Source organism: Nocardiopsis oceani, assembly GCF_054777395.1.
This window is the reverse complement of the sequence record NZ_BAAHAR010000034.1, coordinates 22,100-37,860: the sequence shown is the minus strand read 5'-3', so window position 1 is coordinate 37,860 and position 15,761 is coordinate 22,100. Positions and strand designations below refer to the sequence as shown.

General features: G+C 69.7%; 14 protein-coding genes. 11 read left to right on the top strand and 3 right to left on the bottom strand.

Translation table 11 applies throughout. The annotated features are described in order from the left end of the window. Positions 1–159 precede the first annotated feature (159 nt). Both ACYVDG_RS20675 and ACYVDG_RS20670 read left to right on the top strand, forming a co-directional pair. The gene (locus ACYVDG_RS20675) at positions 160–2,202 is read left to right on the top strand and encodes a S9 family peptidase (RefSeq protein ID WP_460755748.1); all 2,043 of its coding nucleotides are present in this window, start codon (positions 160–162) and stop codon (positions 2,200–2,202) included. 168 nt (positions 2,203–2,370) lie between these two features. Then, positions 2,371–3,183, top strand: coding sequence for an inositol monophosphatase family protein (locus tag ACYVDG_RS20670; protein ID WP_460755744.1), 813 nt, complete (start codon positions 2,371–2,373; stop codon positions 3,181–3,183). Between the two features lie 169 nt (positions 3,184–3,352). Here the strand turns inward: ACYVDG_RS20670 and ACYVDG_RS20665 are convergent, their stop codons facing one another. Beyond that, positions 3,353–3,517, bottom strand: a complete 165-nt coding sequence (locus ACYVDG_RS20665; RefSeq protein ID WP_460755741.1) for a hypothetical protein — start codon at positions 3,515–3,517, stop codon at positions 3,353–3,355. 707 nt (positions 3,518–4,224) lie between these two features. Here ACYVDG_RS20665 and ACYVDG_RS20660 point away from each other — a divergent pair. From ACYVDG_RS20660 to ACYVDG_RS20650, 3 genes are all read left to right on the top strand, one after another. Next, positions 4,225–4,878, top strand: a complete 654-nt coding sequence (locus ACYVDG_RS20660) for a response regulator transcription factor (protein WP_460755738.1) — start codon at positions 4,225–4,227, stop codon at positions 4,876–4,878. Then, on the top strand, positions 4,875–6,134 hold the full coding sequence (locus ACYVDG_RS20655; protein ID WP_460755735.1) for a sensor histidine kinase: 1,260 nt from the start codon (positions 4,875–4,877) through the stop codon (positions 6,132–6,134). The genes ACYVDG_RS20660 and ACYVDG_RS20655 overlap by 4 nt, the downstream gene beginning before the upstream one ends. Positions 6,135–6,590: 456 nt before the next feature. Continuing rightward, the gene (locus ACYVDG_RS20650) at positions 6,591–6,887 is read left to right on the top strand and encodes a DUF4193 domain-containing protein (protein WP_460755950.1); all 297 of its coding nucleotides are present in this window, start codon (positions 6,591–6,593) and stop codon (positions 6,885–6,887) included. 355 nt (positions 6,888–7,242) lie between these two features. On the opposite strand, the gene ACYVDG_RS20645 is transcribed toward ACYVDG_RS20650, so the two are convergent. Continuing rightward, positions 7,243–7,518, bottom strand: coding sequence for a DUF4235 domain-containing protein (locus ACYVDG_RS20645; RefSeq protein WP_460755731.1), 276 nt, complete (start codon positions 7,516–7,518; stop codon positions 7,243–7,245). Between the two features lie 183 nt (positions 7,519–7,701). Between ACYVDG_RS20645 and valS the strand changes: the two genes are divergently transcribed. The 5 genes from valS to ACYVDG_RS20620 all read left to right on the top strand — a co-directional run bounded on the left by valS (position 7,702) and on the right by ACYVDG_RS20620 (position 13,442). Next, positions 7,702–10,284: a valine--tRNA ligase gene (gene valS, locus ACYVDG_RS20640; RefSeq protein ID WP_460755727.1), complete on the top strand. Its 2,583-nt coding sequence runs from the start codon at positions 7,702–7,704 to the stop codon at positions 10,282–10,284. 174 nt (positions 10,285–10,458) lie between these two features. Then, entirely contained in the window at positions 10,459–10,929 is a 471-nt protein-coding gene (dut, locus tag ACYVDG_RS20635) for a dUTP diphosphatase (RefSeq protein ID WP_460755724.1), read from the top strand. 66 nt (positions 10,930–10,995) lie between these two features. Next, positions 10,996–11,820, top strand: coding sequence for a DUF3710 domain-containing protein (locus ACYVDG_RS20630; RefSeq protein ID WP_460755718.1), 825 nt, complete (start codon positions 10,996–10,998; stop codon positions 11,818–11,820). Between the two features lie 58 nt (positions 11,821–11,878). After that, positions 11,879–12,619, top strand: coding sequence for a PIG-L deacetylase family protein (locus tag ACYVDG_RS20625; protein ID WP_460755713.1), 741 nt, complete (start codon positions 11,879–11,881; stop codon positions 12,617–12,619). A 37-nt stretch (positions 12,620–12,656) separates the two neighbouring features. After that, positions 12,657–13,442 carry an alpha/beta hydrolase gene (locus ACYVDG_RS20620; protein WP_460755710.1) on the top strand — a complete coding sequence of 262 codons (786 nt, stop codon included), beginning with the start codon at positions 12,657–12,659 and terminating at the stop codon, positions 13,440–13,442. Between the two features lie 36 nt (positions 13,443–13,478). Here ACYVDG_RS20620 and ACYVDG_RS20615 read toward each other — a convergent pair whose 3' ends face one another. Continuing rightward, positions 13,479–14,609 carry a serpin family protein gene (locus tag ACYVDG_RS20615; RefSeq protein ID WP_460755705.1) on the bottom strand — a complete coding sequence of 377 codons (1,131 nt, stop codon included), beginning with the start codon at positions 14,607–14,609 and terminating at the stop codon, positions 13,479–13,481. 314 nt (positions 14,610–14,923) lie between these two features. On the opposite strand from ACYVDG_RS20615, the gene ACYVDG_RS20610 reads away from it, so the two are divergent. Next, positions 14,924–15,700, top strand: coding sequence for a DUF3159 domain-containing protein (locus tag ACYVDG_RS20610; protein ID WP_460755702.1), 777 nt, complete (start codon positions 14,924–14,926; stop codon positions 15,698–15,700). The last annotated feature ends 61 nt before the right edge of the window (positions 15,701–15,761 follow it).

Genomic DNA, 15,761 nt, shown 5'->3' with positions numbered 1-15,761 from the left:
CGCGTGGGTTCCTGCCGTTCGGCTTCGCACAGCCGTGTGTGGAAAGCTTGGTCAACGCTGTTGACGCCTGCCTGACGTGGGCGGAAACAAGGTGATCACGGTCACCGTGCCCGATAGGGTCGGTTCTGACCACAAGTCGACGGTTGAGGAGATTCTGTCTTGGTGCGTTCCTGGTATGAACTGCCGGAGTACGTCCGACTGCGCCGCGTGAACGGTTTGCGCCTGTCCCCGGACGGCACCCGTCTCGTCGCACCCGTGAGCGACATCGCCCCGGACGCCAAGTCCTTCCGCAGCGCCCTTTGGGAGATCGACACCGCCCCCGAATCCGAAGGCGGTCGCTCCCCCCGGCGCCTGACCCGCTCCACCAAAGGCGAGGCCGGCGCCGAGTTCCTCCCCGACGGTTCGGTGCTCTTCAGCACAGGCCGCCCCGACCCCGAGGCCAAAGCCGAGGACAAGCCCAAAGCCGCACTCTGGCTCCTGCCCGCGGACGGCGGCGAGGCCCGCCAGGTCGCCTCCAGGCCCGGCGGTATCGGCGCCTTCACGGTCGCCCGCGACTCCGGCCTGGTCGTCTTCTCCGCGTCGGTCCTGCCCGGCTCCGAGGACGACGAGGCCGACACCGAGGCCCGCAAGGCCCGCGAGGAGGCAGGAGTCACCGCGATCCTCCACGAGTCCCTGCCCGTCCGCTCCTGGGACCGCGACATCGGCCCGGACCACCCCCGGTACTTCACGGCCACCCCGCCCGAGAGCGACGACGCCCGCCTCGGCGACCCCAAGGACCTCACCCCCGACGCGGGCATGGCCCTTCTCGGATCCTCCCCGGCACTGACCCCCGACGGCTCCACCCTGCTCACGGGATGGGCGGTGCCCTCCTCCGGCGGGGCCCGCCGGGACGAGGTCGTCGCCGTCGACGTGGGCACCGGAAAACGCCGTACCGTCGCGGGCGGCCCCGACTCCGCGTTCGAGTTCGGCAGCCCTCTGGTCTCCCCGGACGGCGCCAAGGTCCTGACCTGCGCCAGCGACGACGGAAGCTACGACGGCGAGCCCCGCAACACCACGCTGTGGATCACCGACCTCGCCACCGGTGAGGGCCGCGACCTGATTCCCGAGCACGAACTCTGGCCGCGCGGCTTCGCCTGGTCGGCGGACTCCAACACGGTCTTCCTCATCGCCGACGAGAACGGCCGCCGACCGGTCTTCCGCGTGGATGCGGCCACCGGTTCGCTCACCCGGATCACCGGGGACCACGGCGCCTACAGTGAGCTGAACCCGTCCCCCGACGGCCGCTTCGTCTACGCGCTGCGCGACGCCTGGGACGCCCCGCCAACCCCGGTGCGCCTGGACGCCGACGCCACCGACGGCCAGCCCACCTACTTGCGCACGCCCGGATCCGAGCTGACCATGCCGGGCAGCCTCACCGAGATCGAGACCACCGCCGACGACGGCACCCGGATCCGGTCGTGGCTGGTGCTGCCTGAGGAGGCCTCCGCCGAGTCTCCCGCCCCGCTCATGCTCTGGGTGCACGGCGGCCCCTACCTGAGTTTCAACGGCTGGTCCTGGCGCTGGAACCCGTGGCTACTGGCCGCCCGCGGCTACGCCGTCCTGCTTCCGGACCCCGCGCTGTCCACCGGATACGGCCAGGACATGCTCCGCCGGGCCTGGGGCCAGTGGGGTCCTCGCACCCACGCCGACGTCATGGCGATCACCGACGCCGCCGAGGCCCGTGAGGACATCGACGCCGAGCACACCGCCATGATGGGCGGCTCCTTCGGCGGCTACATGGCCAACTGGATCGCCGGGCACACCGACCGGTTCAAGGCGATCGTCTCGCACGCCTCCCTGTGGCAGCTGGACGGGTTCAGCGGCACCACCGACTACCCGCCGGTGTGGGAGAGCGAGTTCGGTACCCCGCTGGCCCAGCCGGAGCGCTACGAACTCAACTCTCCGCACCTGCACGCGGACAAGATCCGCACCCCCATGCTCGTCATCCACGGCGACAAGGACTACCGGGTGCCGATCGGCGAGGGCCTGCGGCTGTGGCGGGACCTCCTCCTCCACGAAGTCGAGGCCAAGTTCCTGTACTTCCCGGACGAGAACCACTGGATCCTGACGCCCGGCAACGCGCAGGTCTGGTACGAGACCATCTTCGCCTTCCTCGATCACCACGTCCACGGCAAGGAGTGGACCAAGCCCGAGCTGCTCTGAACCTCCACCTCCAAACCCCCGAGAGAACCCCCGGCCTCCGTGCCGGGGGTCTTCCGCTGACAGCAGGGACTGGGAGCAGGGGGTTGGATGGAGGGCCCGGCGCATAGGGTTCGGTGGCGGAAGCGTCCGGGCACGAGCGCCCGGACGGCCACGAGCAGGAGGGCACCAGTGACCACCATCCAGTCCCCACCCGATCCCGAGAAGCTGCGGGACCTCGCCGTCGCCGTGGCGGCGGAGGCCGGCGAGCTCGCGGCGAAGGGGCAGGAGGGCATCACCGTCCTGGACACCAAGTCCAGTCCCACGGACGTCGTCACCGAGATGGACCGCGCCACCGAGGACCTGATCCGGGAACGGCTGCTCGCGGCCCGTCCCGGGGACGCCGTCCTCGGGGAGGAGGGCGGCGGCGTCGAGGGCACCAGTGGAGTGCGCTGGGTGGTGGACCCCATCGACGGAACCGTCAACTACCTGTACGGAAGCCCCGACTGGGGCGTGGCCATCGGCGCGGAGATCGACGGAGCCGTCGTCGCGGCCGCGGTCTCCCTGCCGTCGCACGGCCAGATGTTCGAGGCAGTGCTGGGCGGCGGGTCCCGGTGTGACGGCCGGACCCTTCGCGCACCCGACCGGGTGCCGCTCGACCAGGCCTTGGTCGCGACGGGGTTCGGCTACTTCGCCGAACGCCGGGCACATCAGGCCAAGGTCCTGACCGGGGTCGTCCCGTACATCCGGGACATCCGCAGGGGCGGATCGGCGGCGGTCGACATCACCGGCATGGCAACGGGGCGCTACAACGCCTACTACGAGCGGGGGCTCCACCTCTGGGACTGGGCAGCCCCGGGGCTGGTCGCCAGCGAGGCGGGTGTGCGCGTGGGCGGGCTCCACGGGGGCCCGCCCAATAACGATCTGGTGATCGCGGCCCGTCCCGGACTCTACGAGGACCTCGACGCGCTCCTGGCGCCGCTGGGCGCCGACTCCGACGGCTGAGGCGCTAGGGCCGTCCAGAAGGGGCGCCCGGGCAGCGAAAACCCCGGACACCTCTGGTGTCCGGGGCACGAAAGAGGCGGGGTCGGACTCCCGGGGGCTGCCCGCCCCGCTTCGACGTTTGTCGTCCCAGATCCCCCTCGGGGGTCAGGGGCCGTATCGGCCGCTCCGGTTAGGAGTGGGCGTCGACGCCGTTGCGAGCCGCGATGCGGTACAGATCCTCGAGTTCAGACGCGTGGGTGTCCGCGAGGAAGTCGTCCCCGGCGGCCTGCGCCGACTCGAGCGACCGATAGGTCTCGTTGATACGGACCTTGATCGCCGCCATGAACTCGCCCATTGCACCTCTTCCCAGGGGTAGACACCGGGGCATGACAGTGCACCGGTGTACATCTGAATTTGCGCACGCCTGTGCGTCCGCACGAATCGAAGCCGTCACGACCCTGTGACATGCGTGCCCGTCGCGGTCCGGGCAGGGCCCCGGTGTCCACGCGCGCACCTCACTACCTCTACCGCACTGTGATCCACGCCAAACCTAAGCCCCCCCGTACGAGTTTTTCCGTGACGGTTTCGGGGAGACGGGTCGCTTCCACAAGGAGAAAAAGGCCGTGTCAGCGGTGATGTGGGCGCCTGTCGCCGGGGTGGCGGCGCGCCTGGCCGACACGTCGGGCAAGCCCCGGGAAAGAGTGTTGTAGGACACATGTGGCGATCGGGCCCTGATGCTTACTCGTTTCTTATTCTTGATGTGTCAGATTTGAGATGTGCGGGGTTGAGCCGCCGCCGACGGTTGGGGGATTCGTCGGCGGCGGCCACCCCGTGCGCAGGGGAGTTGCAGCTCCCGGTCCAGCGCCCGCCGCACGGCGGGGTTGAGGAGTAGCGTGGACCCTCCCGGGGTTCGCGTCGGGTTTACCGCCTCCTTACCTCGTCTGTGAGAGAACGGATGACGCGGCCGGGACCAAGAACGCCGCTGCCGGTGTGTTGGGGGATGCGCCGGCAGCGGCCCCCTTTTTTTGTTTCCAGGTACCGACGCTCTAGAAGGACAATCCGTTGCGCGTACTCGTGGTCGAAGACGAACGGGTCCTGGCCGACACCGTGGCGGTTGGGCTGCGCCGGGAGTCCATGGCGGTGGACACCGTCTACGACGGGGACACCGCTCTGGAGTACACCGCGGTCAACGATTACGACGTGGTCGTGCTCGACCGGGACCTGCCGGGCACCCACGGTGACGATGTCGCCCGCACCCTGGTCAACGACAGCTACACCGGCCGAATCCTGATGCTCACCGCCTCCGACGGCGTCGAGGACAAGGTCGAGGGCCTCACCATCGGGGCCGACGACTACCTCGCCAAGCCCTTCGCGTTCCCCGAACTCATCGCCAGGGTCCACGCTCTGGGCCGCCGCTCGGCACCTCCGCTGCCGCCGGTGCTCGAGCGCCACGGCATCACCCTCGACCCGGCCAACCACCAGGTCCGGCGCGAGGGCCGGGAGATCTCGCTCACCCCCAAGGAGTTCGCCGTGCTGCAGGTGCTCATGCGCGCCCAGGGCACCGTGGTCAGTGCGGAGGGCCTCCTGGAGAAGGCTTGGGACGAGAACGCCGACCCCTTCACCAACGTCGTCCGGGTCACCGTCATGACTCTGCGCAAGAAACTCGGTGACCCTCCGGTCGTCCAGACCGTTCCGGGGGCGGGGTACCGCCTGTGAGACCGGCGGAGCGCCCAGAACCAGGACAGGTCGAACCCACGCGGCCGGGGGACACCGGCACCTGGCGCAGCCTGAACTCCGTCTCGCCGGCGGGGGAACGGGCCGGGCACTCCGCCGCCCGCGCCACCGTCCACCGCTTCACCGACAACCTCAGCCTGCGCGCCCGCCTCACCCTGATCTACGGGATGCTCTTCTTCGCGGCGGGCTCCCTGCTGGTCCTGGTCAACTACCTGGTCGTCGCCGTCCTGCTCAACGCGCTCATGACCGAGGAGAGTCCGGCGGAGCTGATCGAGAACAGCCACCACATCGAGCAGGTCCTCACGCACGTCACCCGGTTCTCCCTGCTCGCGCTGTTCCTCGTGGGGTTGCTCGCCGTCGGCCTGGGGTACGCGGTGGCGGGCCGCGCGCTCTCGCCCCTGCACAAGATCACCCGCATCGCCCGAAGGCTCTCCGAGCGCTCCCTGCACGAGCGCATCGCCCTCTCCGGGCCCGACGACGAGATCCGCGAACTCGCCGACACCTTCGACGGCATGCTGGAGCGCCTCGACCGGGCCTTCGACGGGCAGCGCCGCTTCGTCGCCAACGCCTCGCACGAGCTGCGCACCCCTCTGGCGATCAACCGCACCCTCCTGGAGGTGGCCCTGAGCGCCCCTGACGTCTCAGCGGACCTCAAGAGCGTGGGAAACACCCTCCTGGAGACCAACGCCCGCCACGAGCGCCTCATCGACGGTCTGCTCTTCCTGGCCAAGAGCGACCGCGAACTCGAGGTCAACGCCAAGGTCGACTTGGGCGAGGTCGCCGGAACGGTGCTCAGTCAGCTGTCAGCGGACATCGAGCAGTCCGACCTGACCCTCCGCCAGGACCTGCGCCCGGCCTCGGTCAAGGGTGACCCTGTCCTGTTGGAGCGCTTGGTCGCCAACCTCGTCGAGAACGCCCTCAAGTACAACGTCAAGGACGGCGAGATCACCGTGCGCAGCGGTATGTACGAGGGCATGCCGGCGGTCCAGGTGGAGAACTCCGGCAAGGTCATCCCGGCCTACGAGATCGAGGGGCTCTTCGAACCGTTCCGGCGCGCCTCGGGCGACCGGGTGGGCTCGGGGCGCAGCTCGGGTCTGGGCCTGTCCATCGTTCGTTCGGTGGTGCGCGCCCATGACGGCGTGGTGACCGCCTGGCCGCGTGCCGGCGGCGGTCTGGTCATCACGGTGTGCCTGCCGGTGCCCCCAGGACAGCCCGGTGACAGCACCGATCGCCGCTAACGGAGGGGGCCGAGCTGCGCAAGGTGGCGCTTCGTGGTATCTATACGTGTCCGAAGACACGCCTACCCCTGTCACGAGCGCCGACTCGGGGTGGGTATGCTTCCCCGGGCGTGGACACGGAGGGAATCCCTCCTGACGTGGGCATGTCCGGGTTTTCGCCCGTACTCGGGGGAGTGCTCCAGGCTTGTCCGGCATGTGGGAGCAACGTGTTTTCAGGTCTACGAGACACCTGACGTTGGGTAGTACAGAGAGAACGATCGCCGAGGGGCCGACAACGTTGGCCGCCTCCGGTCACAATCTCGTGAATGTACTGCTGACCTGTGGACAGTGACCCGGGAGGGGGCACAGTCCAGCGACATCGGGAAAACTCATCGGCCGAATCGGGCACAACGAAGGTCTCTCAAGCGTTACACCCGCGCGACGAGGCACTAAACGAGGGGGATGGAGTTAGCAGAGATGGCCACCGACTACGACAGCCCGCGCAAGACTGACGAGGACATCAACGAGGACAGCCTCCAGGAGCTGCAGGCGCGGCGCGTGGACAAGGGCACCGGCACCATTGACGTCGACCCCGACGAGGTGGCCGAGGGCATGGAACTGCCCGGTGCCGACCTGTCCGGCGAGGAGCTCGCGGTGCGCGTGCTTCCCCGACAGGCTGACGAGTTCACCTGCTCGAGCTGCTTCCTGGTGCACCACCGCAGTCAGCTCGCCCAGCAGCGCGCCGGTCAGCTGGTCTGCAAGGAGTGCGTCTGAGACTGGCGGCAGGCGGGTCCGTGCGCCGCTCTCCGCAGTCTGTGAGGACGGTGAGGGGTGCCGGACAGGTCATGTTCGACCGTCGGTGACGACCGATGGGAACCAGAGCCGCGATCCGATGCGTCCCCTTCGGGGGCGCATCGCGCGTCTTTTCCCCACCACCGCCGCGACCTTGAGCACCCCCGACGCCGCCGACCCCGTGACTTCGGGGCCCGCGCGGCGGCGCGCACGGGGTCGTCAGACCGACCGTGAGAACCGTGGGGCGCGACGGCGGACGGCCGACCACACGCGAGCCTGACCCCTCGTGTGGTGAGCCGTCCACCGTCGCCGCGGTGCGCCCCGGCGGAGCGTCCGCTCAGACCTCCAGGTCGCGCTCACCGGAGCCGACCATCTGCTTGCGGGCGGCACGCACGGCCAGCACACGGGCCACCTCGACACCCACACCGGCCACTACGGCCCAGCTGAGGGCGCGCCCCAAACTGACGTCGGGGGATTCCAGGTCCGTCGGCGGCTCCTCACCGGTCGCACGCGTCCACGCGAAGGTCAGTGCCTTGCGAGTGACGAACTCCGCCGCGAATCCCGCTGCGAGGCCGATCACGGCCGGGGCGAGTTCACCGTCCTTCTTAGCCATGTGAATCGTTCACCGTTCCCTTGTGCGTACGATGGTGCGCGAGGGCGCGCACCGTCTGCATGGGAATCCTTTCACGGTGGCCGGACCTTCGCAGCGGTGGCCGCGGCGGGATTGACGCGGGTTTCCCCTGACGGGGTGGAAAAGCGGGAGCGACCAGGGTCGTGGGAGCACTAGCATTGGCCCATGACCAACCGCTCTCATTCCTTCCGCATGCCCGACAAGCCTTCGCTGGACGGTATCGAGGCGAAGTGGGTCGACGTATGGGATGAGTCCGGCGTCTACCACTTCGACCGCACCCGCAGCCGCGAAGACGTCTTCTCGATCGACACCCCGCCGCCCACGGTGTCGGGTTCTCTGCACATCGGCCACGTGTTCTCCTACACGCACACCGACACCGTCGCGCGTTTCCAGCGGATGAACGGCAAGGCCGTCTTCTACCCCATGGGCTGGGACGACAACGGCCTGCCCACGGAGCGCCGCGTCCAGAACTACTACGGTGTCCGCTGCGACCCCGCGGTCCCCTACGACCCGGACTTCCAGCCGCCGGAGAAGCCGAACCCCAAGCGCCAGGTCCCCGTGTCCCGGCGCAACTTCATCGAGCTGTGCGACATCCTCACGGTCGAGGACGAGAAGGTCTTCGAGGCCACCTGGCGCCGTCTGGGGCTGAGCGTCGACTGGCGGCACACCTACGCCACCATCGACGACAACTCCCGCGCCGCCGCCCAGCGCGCGTTCCTGCGCAACCTGGCGCGCGGCGAGGCCTACATGTCGGAGGCGCCCACCCTGTGGGACGTCACCTTCCGCACCGCCGTCGCCCAGGCCGAGCTGGAGGACCGGGAGCGCCCCAGCGCCTACCACAAGGTCGCCTTCCACAAGCAGGACGGTGCTTCGGTCCACATCGAGACCACCCGTCCCGAGCTGCTGGCCGCTTGCGTCGCCCTGGTCGCCCACCCCGACGACGAGCGCTACCAGGACTTGTTCGGCACCACCGTGACCACCCCGGTCTTCGGCGTCGAGGTCCCGGTCCACCCGCACCGCCTCGCCGATCCCGAGAAGGGGTCCGGCATCGCGATGATCTGTACGTTCGGCGACACCAACGACGTCACCTGGTGGCGCGAGCTGCAGCTGGAGACCCGTCCGATCATCGGCTGGGACGGCCGCGTCATCGCCGAACCGCCCAAGGGCCTCGACTCCGAGGCCGCCCGCGAGGCCTACGCCACGCTGGCCGGGGCCACCGCCCACACCGCCCGCGAGCGCACCGTCGAGCTCCTCAAGGAGAGCGGCGACCTGGTCGGCGATCCCACGCCCATCACCCATCCGGTGAAGTTCTACGAGAAGGGTGACAAGCCCCTCGAGATCGTCACCACCCGCCAGTGGTACATCCGCAACGGCGGCCGGGACGAGGACATCCGCGACCAGCTCATCGAACGCGGCCGTGAGCTCACCTGGCACCCCGAGCACATGCGCCAGCGGTACGAGAACTGGGTCGGGGGCCTCAACGGCGACTGGCTGATCAGCCGCCAGCGCTTCTTCGGCGTCCCGTTCCCCGTCTGGTATCCGCTGGACGCCGAAGGGAACCCGAACTACGACGAGCCGCTGCTGCCCGCCGAGGACCAGCTGCCCGTCGACCCCAGTTCGCAGGCGCCCGCCGGGTACACCGAGGAGCAGCGCGGCCAGGCCGGCGGCTTCGCGGGCGACCCGGACGTCATGGATACGTGGGCGACCTCCTCGCTGTCCCCGCAGATCGCGTCCGGGTGGGAACGCGACCAGGACCTGTTCGAGCGGGTCTTCCCCATGGACTTCCGTCCGCAGGGCCAGGACATCATCCGCACCTGGCTGTTCTCCACCGTGGTCCGCGCCCACTTCGAGAACAACAGCCTGCCGTGGAGCACCACCGGAATCTCCGGCTGGATCCTGGACCCGGACCGCAAGAAGATGTCCAAGTCCAAGGGCAACGTCGTCACCCCGGTGGCGCTGCTGGAGAAGTACAGCTCCGACGCGGTCCGGTACTGGGCGGCCAGCGGCCGTCTGGGCACGGACACCGCCATGGACGAGGGCCAGATGAAGATCGGCCGGCGGCTGTCGATCAAGATCCTCAACGCCAGCAAGTTCGTCATGTCCGTCGCCGGTGAGAACGCCACCAGCGACGTTGCGCGGGTCACCGAACCCCTGGACCGGGCGATGCTGGCCGCGTTGGCCGACGTGGTCGAGGACGCCACCGCCGCGTTCGTCGCCTACGACCACACCCGGGCCATGGAGCGCACCGAGCGCTTCTTCTGGGACTTCTGTGACGATTACCTGGAGCTGGTCAAGACCCGCGCCTACGACACAGAGTCCGCCGAGGGGGCCTCGGCCCGTGCGGCGCTGCTCATCGCCCTGGGTGCACTGCACAAGCTGTTCGCTCCGTTCGTCCCCTTCGTCACGGAAGAGGTCTGGAGCTGGTGGCAGGACGGTTCGGTGCACGCCCAGGCCTGGCCCGACAGCGCCGAGTACCGTGCCGCCGCCTCCGACGGTGACCCGGTCGTCCTGGCCGCCACCGCCGAGGTCCTACGAGCGGTCCGCAAGGCCAAGTCCGAGGCCAAGCTGTCCATGCGTGCCGAGGTCGAGCACGTCAAGGTGTCCGGCAAGCAGGCCGGGGCCGCTCGTACGGCCTCCGGGGACATCGCCGCCGCCGGCCGCGCCGCCGGGATCGACTTCGAGGCCACCGACGACGGCGAGCTCACCGTCGAGGTGACGCTGCCGGAGCCGACCGAGTCCGCCGAGTAACACGGCCGGAAGGCACCGCCGAGTAGTACCGACGTCCACGGGGCGGGTCCGGGTTCGCCCGGGCCCGCCCCGTCGCCGTCAAGGGTGTGCTCCAACCGACCGCGGGGCCCGCTACGGCCCCACGGGCACGCTGCGCACCAAGGCAGCGCTCCGGGACCGATAGGCTCGGCGAATGTGAGTACCTCATCCCTGGAAGGCGGACGGATCCCGGTCACGGTCCGTCGCCTCGATCCCGGCCTCCCCGTGCCCGAGTACGCGCACCCGGGTGATGCGGGGGCGGACCTGTACACCGCCACCGACGTCGTCCTCGCTCCCGGTGAGCGCGCCACCGTCCCCACCGGCTTGGCCATCGCCCTGCCCGAGGGGTACGCGGCCTTCGTGCACCCCCGCTCCGGACTGGCGGCCCGGCACGGGGTCACCGTGGTCAACGCCCCGGGCACGGTCGACGCCGGATACCGGGGCGAGATCAGGGTGACCTTGCTCAACACCGACACCGACGCCCCGGTCAAGCTCGCGCGGGGCGACAGGATCGCGCAGATGGTGATCCAGCGTGTGGAGCGGGCGGAGTTCGTCGAGGCGGACTCGCTGCCCGAAACGCCGCGTGGTGAGGGTGGTTTCGGTTCGACCGGGGGCCACACCGCGTAGCGGTGGCCATCCCCCAACCCCCCGGTGTGATCCCGGGACCTACGGAAGAAGCGGAGAGGTGAAGGCGTGTTTGGACGCCGCCGCAAGAAGCGGGACAAAGAGACCGAGAGAGCCGCGGAGACGGAGGCCCAGCCGACGCGGCAGGGTGCCGCGGGCGCGGTCTCGTTCGGCAATGAGATCGAGCCTGAGCGTGCCCCTGCACAGCCCGCCAAGGACGCGGACCAGTACCGGCTGACCGGACCGTGGGACTCCGGTGAGGACGCCCCTGAGGCCGAACGGATGGATCTGGGCAGCATGCTCCTGCCGATGCAGCAGGGCACCGAGATCCAGGTGAACGTGGCCCAGGACAAGCAGAACAAGCAGAAGATCATCGGGGTCACCTTGGTGCGCGGCAAGACCGCGTTGCAGGTGCAGCCCTTCGCCGCGCCCAAGTCCTCCGGGCTCTGGGACGAGATGCGTGACGAACTGCGCGAGCAGGTCACCTCCCAGGGCGGCAAGGTCGAGGACCACGAAGGCACCTTCGGCCCCGAACTCCAGGCGCTCATCCCGATCAAGGGCAAGAAGACGGAGGACGGCAAGCAGCTGGGGCAGCGCGTGCGCTTCATCGGCGTCGACGGTCCCCGCTGGGTGCTGCGCGGTGTGATCCGCGGCGAGGGTGCATCCAAGCCGGAGATGATGGCCGAGGTGGAGCAGCTCTTCGCCAACATCGTGGTGGTGCGCGGCGACGAGCCGGCGCCGCCCAGCGAGCTGCTGCAGATCACGGTACCCAAGAAGATCCAGGAGCAGATGGACGAGGCCGCCAAGCAGCGCAAGGCGCAGCAGGCCGCCCAGAGCGGCAACGCGGGCAGCTCGCCCAATGGTTCTTCGGAAGGCCCTGCCAGCAGCTCCTGAGGCAACTCGGCCTGTGGACAACCGTGTCCTGGGGGCGCGGTTCCGTACTGTGTGTTCTATGGAACAGACAACGCAGAACAGCGCCCCCCGGCCGCTCCCCGAGGACTGGAACCGGGCCCTGGCGGTGGTGGCCCACCCCGACGACTTGGAGTTCGGCACCTCTTCGGCGCTCAACCGGTGGACCGGCCAGGGCAAGGACGTGGTCGAACTCCTGGTGACCAAGGGCGAGGCCGGGATCGACTCGCTCGACCCCGGAGCCTCCGGTCCTCTGCGGATGGCCGAACAACACGCCTCGGCTGCCGCCGTCGGTGCTGCCACGGTCGAGTTCCTGGACTTCCCCGACGGGACCCTGGAGTACGGGCTGCCCCTGCGCCGCGCCCTGGCCGGTGCGATCAGGAAGCACAGACCCGACATCATCGTCTCCATCAACTTTCGCGACCACTTCGCCGGGGTGGCCGGGTTCAACCACGCCGACCACCGGGTGCTGGGCCCCGCATTGTTGGACGCGGTCCGGGACGCCGCCAACCGCTGGGTGTTCACCGAGCAGCTGGTGGAGGGCCAGGAACCGTGGTCGGGCGTGCGCTTCGTGGCCTTCGGTGCTGCTCCGGACCCCACCCACTACGTGGAGCTGAGCGAGGAGGACCTGGCGGCGGGTATCGCCTCCCTGGACGCGCACGAGGTGTACCTGGCCAACCTGGACGGCTTCGACCAGAGGAGCTTCCTGCGGGAGGGTGCGGAAAGCTCCGGCGCGGAGGCGGGGGTGCCGCTGGCCACGTCCTTCGAGGTCTTCGATACGTGAACGACGGGCTGCCCGGTGGACCCGATGGAAAGGCCGCATGACGCAAGGCCGTAGGACTCAGAGAAAGAGTTGGCTCCGGTACCTGCTGTGGATGGTCTCGGGTGTCCTCGTGGTGCTGGTCATCGCTGCGGTGGCCTTCGTGGTCTGGGGGCTCAGCGCCTACCGTGCCGAACCGGATCCACTGGCGCGGGCCGCCGCCGACCCAGCCATCAATGTGGAGCGGGGGGAGGACGCCGTGGTGATCACTCCCGCGGAGGAGCCGTCGGGGACCGGGGTGGTCTTCTACCCGGGGGCACGGGTGGAAGCCGACGCCTACGTGGCCAGCTGGGCGCCGGTGGTGGCCGCCACCGGGGTCACGGTGGTCCTGCCTGACCTTCGGCTCAACCTCGCGGTGCTCGACGTCGACCGTGCCGACAGTGCGGTGGAGGAGGCCCCGGAGGTCTCCGAGTGGTACTTGGGCGGGCACTCCATGGGCGGGGCCATGTCCGCGCTCCACCTGGGTGATGACGACACCGAGGACCGGTGGAAGGGGCTCATCCTCTGGGCGTCCTACGCCACGGAGGACGCGGGGCTGGCCGACCGGGACGACCTGAGGGTGCTGTCGGTCTCCGGTGACCTGGACCCGCTGGTCGCGCCGGACGACGTCGACGTGTGGCGGGTGAACCTTCCGGCCGACGCCACGATGGTGGCGGTCGAGGGCATGAACCACGCCCAGTTCGGGGCCTACGGCGAGCAGCCAAGCGACAACGAGCCGGAACTGACCGACGAACAGGCCCTGGAGGCCGTGGCCGAGGCCACCAGCGCCTTTCTGGCTCCCGACTGAGGAAGTGTGCCGGGGAAGGGCACCCGGCTGCATGCCCTAGGCGGGTCCGGGGTCCTCGGGGTCGAGGACCCGCCCCATGAACAGGACGGCCTCGTGGCGGCGCAGCACGAACACGAACGGCCGGTCCACCGCGAAGTCCTTCGCCTTGGGCGGGAAGGCGGCCGACATGACCATCACGGCCGCGGTGGCAGCGGCCCCCTCGGCGCCTTTCTCGTCCACGGTCAGTACGGCCTGGTGGACGATGGCGTCCACCTTGAGCGGCTCGGAGCTGATCCCGGCGAAGTCGGCCTGGTCGGTGGCCAGGTCGCGCACGCGCGCCGGTGAGTCCGCCATCGGTTCGAGCAGCTCCGCCTTGGCGCTCACCGCGAACCGGGGCAGGGCGAGGTTCACCTGCTCGTCGCGGCGGTTCTTGTAGAGCCCGGACAGCGCCTCGTGATCCAGGTGCGGCAGGGCGGAGCGTTCGGCGCGAGAGCCTTGCCGCATGATGACGTCCAGGGTGAGACCGTGGTCGCCCGCCAAGCTCACCATTCGCCAGCCGGAGTGCTCGGAGCAGGTCATCCGGCCGGTGCGGTGCATGGTGGGGACCCGGTGGGTTCCGGACGGGGCGTGGAAGGGGCGGTCCCTGGTCTGTGCGGCCTCGAACGGATCACGCCACGCCAGCTTCACCCAGAGCGCGTTGACCAGCAGCATCCGCACGTCCGGGTGGACGGTCCCGGGGGAGAGGAGTTCGGGGACCAGAGCGCGGGTGACCTGGGAGACCCGGTCGTTGACCTTCCTCCGCACGCCTTCGGCGTCCCCTCGGAAGTCGACCTGGTCCACTTCGGCGTTGGCCTGGCCCCTGACCAGCTCCTCGAACTCCGCGCGCAGGGGCAGGTCCGCGGGAACGTACAGGCCGTTGAGGGTGCCCAGGTCGAGCCCGTTCTCGGCCTCCACCGCGCTGTTCAGGGCGGCGAGATGGCCGTCCAAGCCGCCGCGGACCGGTGCCACCAGGTCCGTCAGCTCCCGCCGGGTGCGGCCCCCGGCCCCGGCGGTCAGCAGCCCCAGGACGGTCCCGGCCGAGTAGGGCGACCACACGTGCGAGGCCCCGTCAGCCCGCAGTTCCCGGTCCAGGCCGAGCGCGAAACGGGTGTGCTCTTCCTCCGGTACGTCCCGTCGGGTGGTCTTCAACCGTGACTCCTCACGAAAGCGGGCGGGCCGCCAGCGTACGGAAGGCCCGGGCCCCGGCGCCAGCGCCCCGGTCGCCGTTCGCCCGTACCCGTCCAGCTGTGGGCCGGGGAAGGGCTCGGGGGTTCCGGGGCGAGCGGCTGGTTCCGGGAGTGAGAAGGCGCACGCACCATAGCGTGGTGAAGCAGGACAAGGCGGTACGCGCGGACCCCCGTAGGGCCCGCGGGCCGCCCGCTGCTTGTGACAGGTGGCATAGGCTGGGGCATCATGGCTGGCGGCCGCACGGCCGAACAGCGATATGCGGACGCGGGAGCGGGATGACTGAGCAGCGAGGGGCCTCCGACGAGGCGGCCCAGGCCGACGACCGGACGGGTGCCCCCGTTGTCACCGAGGGAACGGTCGAGGCACTGGTCCGGACCAAGCTCGCTGAGGCCCTGGGCGGCAAGCGCGGCATGATCGAGGCGGCCGTCCCGACCCTGGCCTTCACGGTCTCCTACGTCATCACCTCCGATCTGCGGATGTCGATCATGCTCGGCGTGGGCGCGGCCCTGCTGTTGGGCGTGATACGGCTCGTCCAGCGCAGTTCGGTGCAGTACGTCCTGACCAGCCTCTTCGGCATCGGTATCGCCGCGATCTTCGCGATGCGCAGCGGCAACGCCGAGGACGCCTTCCTGCCGGGCATCATCTACAACGCCGTATACGCGGTGGTACTGAGTATCTCCGTGCTGGTGCGCTGGCCGGCGATCGGCCTGATGATCGGCCCGTTCATCGGGCACCGGGAGGACTTCACGTCCTGGCGCAGCAACCCTGCCGTGGTCTCCCTGGCCTCCAAGCTGACCTGGCTGATGGTGGTGCCGTGCGTCATCCGGGTTCTCGTGCAATACCCGCTCTGGCTCGCCGAGACCAACGACTGGGCCAACACCTTCGCGCTGCTGGGCCTGTCCAAGGTCGCCATGGGCTGGCCGCTCCAGGTGGCCGCCTTCGCGGCGATGGTGTGGGTGCTGGCCCGCGGCCGCACCCCCCTGGGTGAGGAGCACACCCAGGCCGGGTCCGCCGTCCGCGCCGACAGCGGTGAACAGGCCGAGGAGCGCTAGCGGCGCCGCGCTGAGGCGCGCAAGCGGCACCGGTGGGCGCTGCGCGCCCGCGCATTCACGG

Coding starts and splice junctions, on each gene's coding strand:
- valS (WP_460755727.1), top strand. CDS start 7,702: ATGACCAACCGCTCTCATTCCTTCCGCATGCCCGACAAGCCTTCGCTG.
- ACYVDG_RS20620 (WP_460755710.1), top strand. CDS start 12,657: ATGACGCAAGGCCGTAGGACTCAGAGAAAGAGTTGGCTCCGGTACCTG.
- ACYVDG_RS20625 (WP_460755713.1), top strand. CDS start 11,879: ATGGAACAGACAACGCAGAACAGCGCCCCCCGGCCGCTCCCCGAGGAC.
- ACYVDG_RS20610 (WP_460755702.1), top strand. CDS start 14,924: ATGACTGAGCAGCGAGGGGCCTCCGACGAGGCGGCCCAGGCCGACGAC.
- ACYVDG_RS20650 (WP_460755950.1), top strand. CDS start 6,591: ATGGCCACCGACTACGACAGCCCGCGCAAGACTGACGAGGACATCAAC.
- ACYVDG_RS20665 (WP_460755741.1), bottom strand. CDS start 3,517: ATGGGCGAGTTCATGGCGGCGATCAAGGTCCGTATCAACGAGACCTAT.
- ACYVDG_RS20645 (WP_460755731.1), bottom strand. CDS start 7,518: ATGGCTAAGAAGGACGGTGAACTCGCCCCGGCCGTGATCGGCCTCGCA.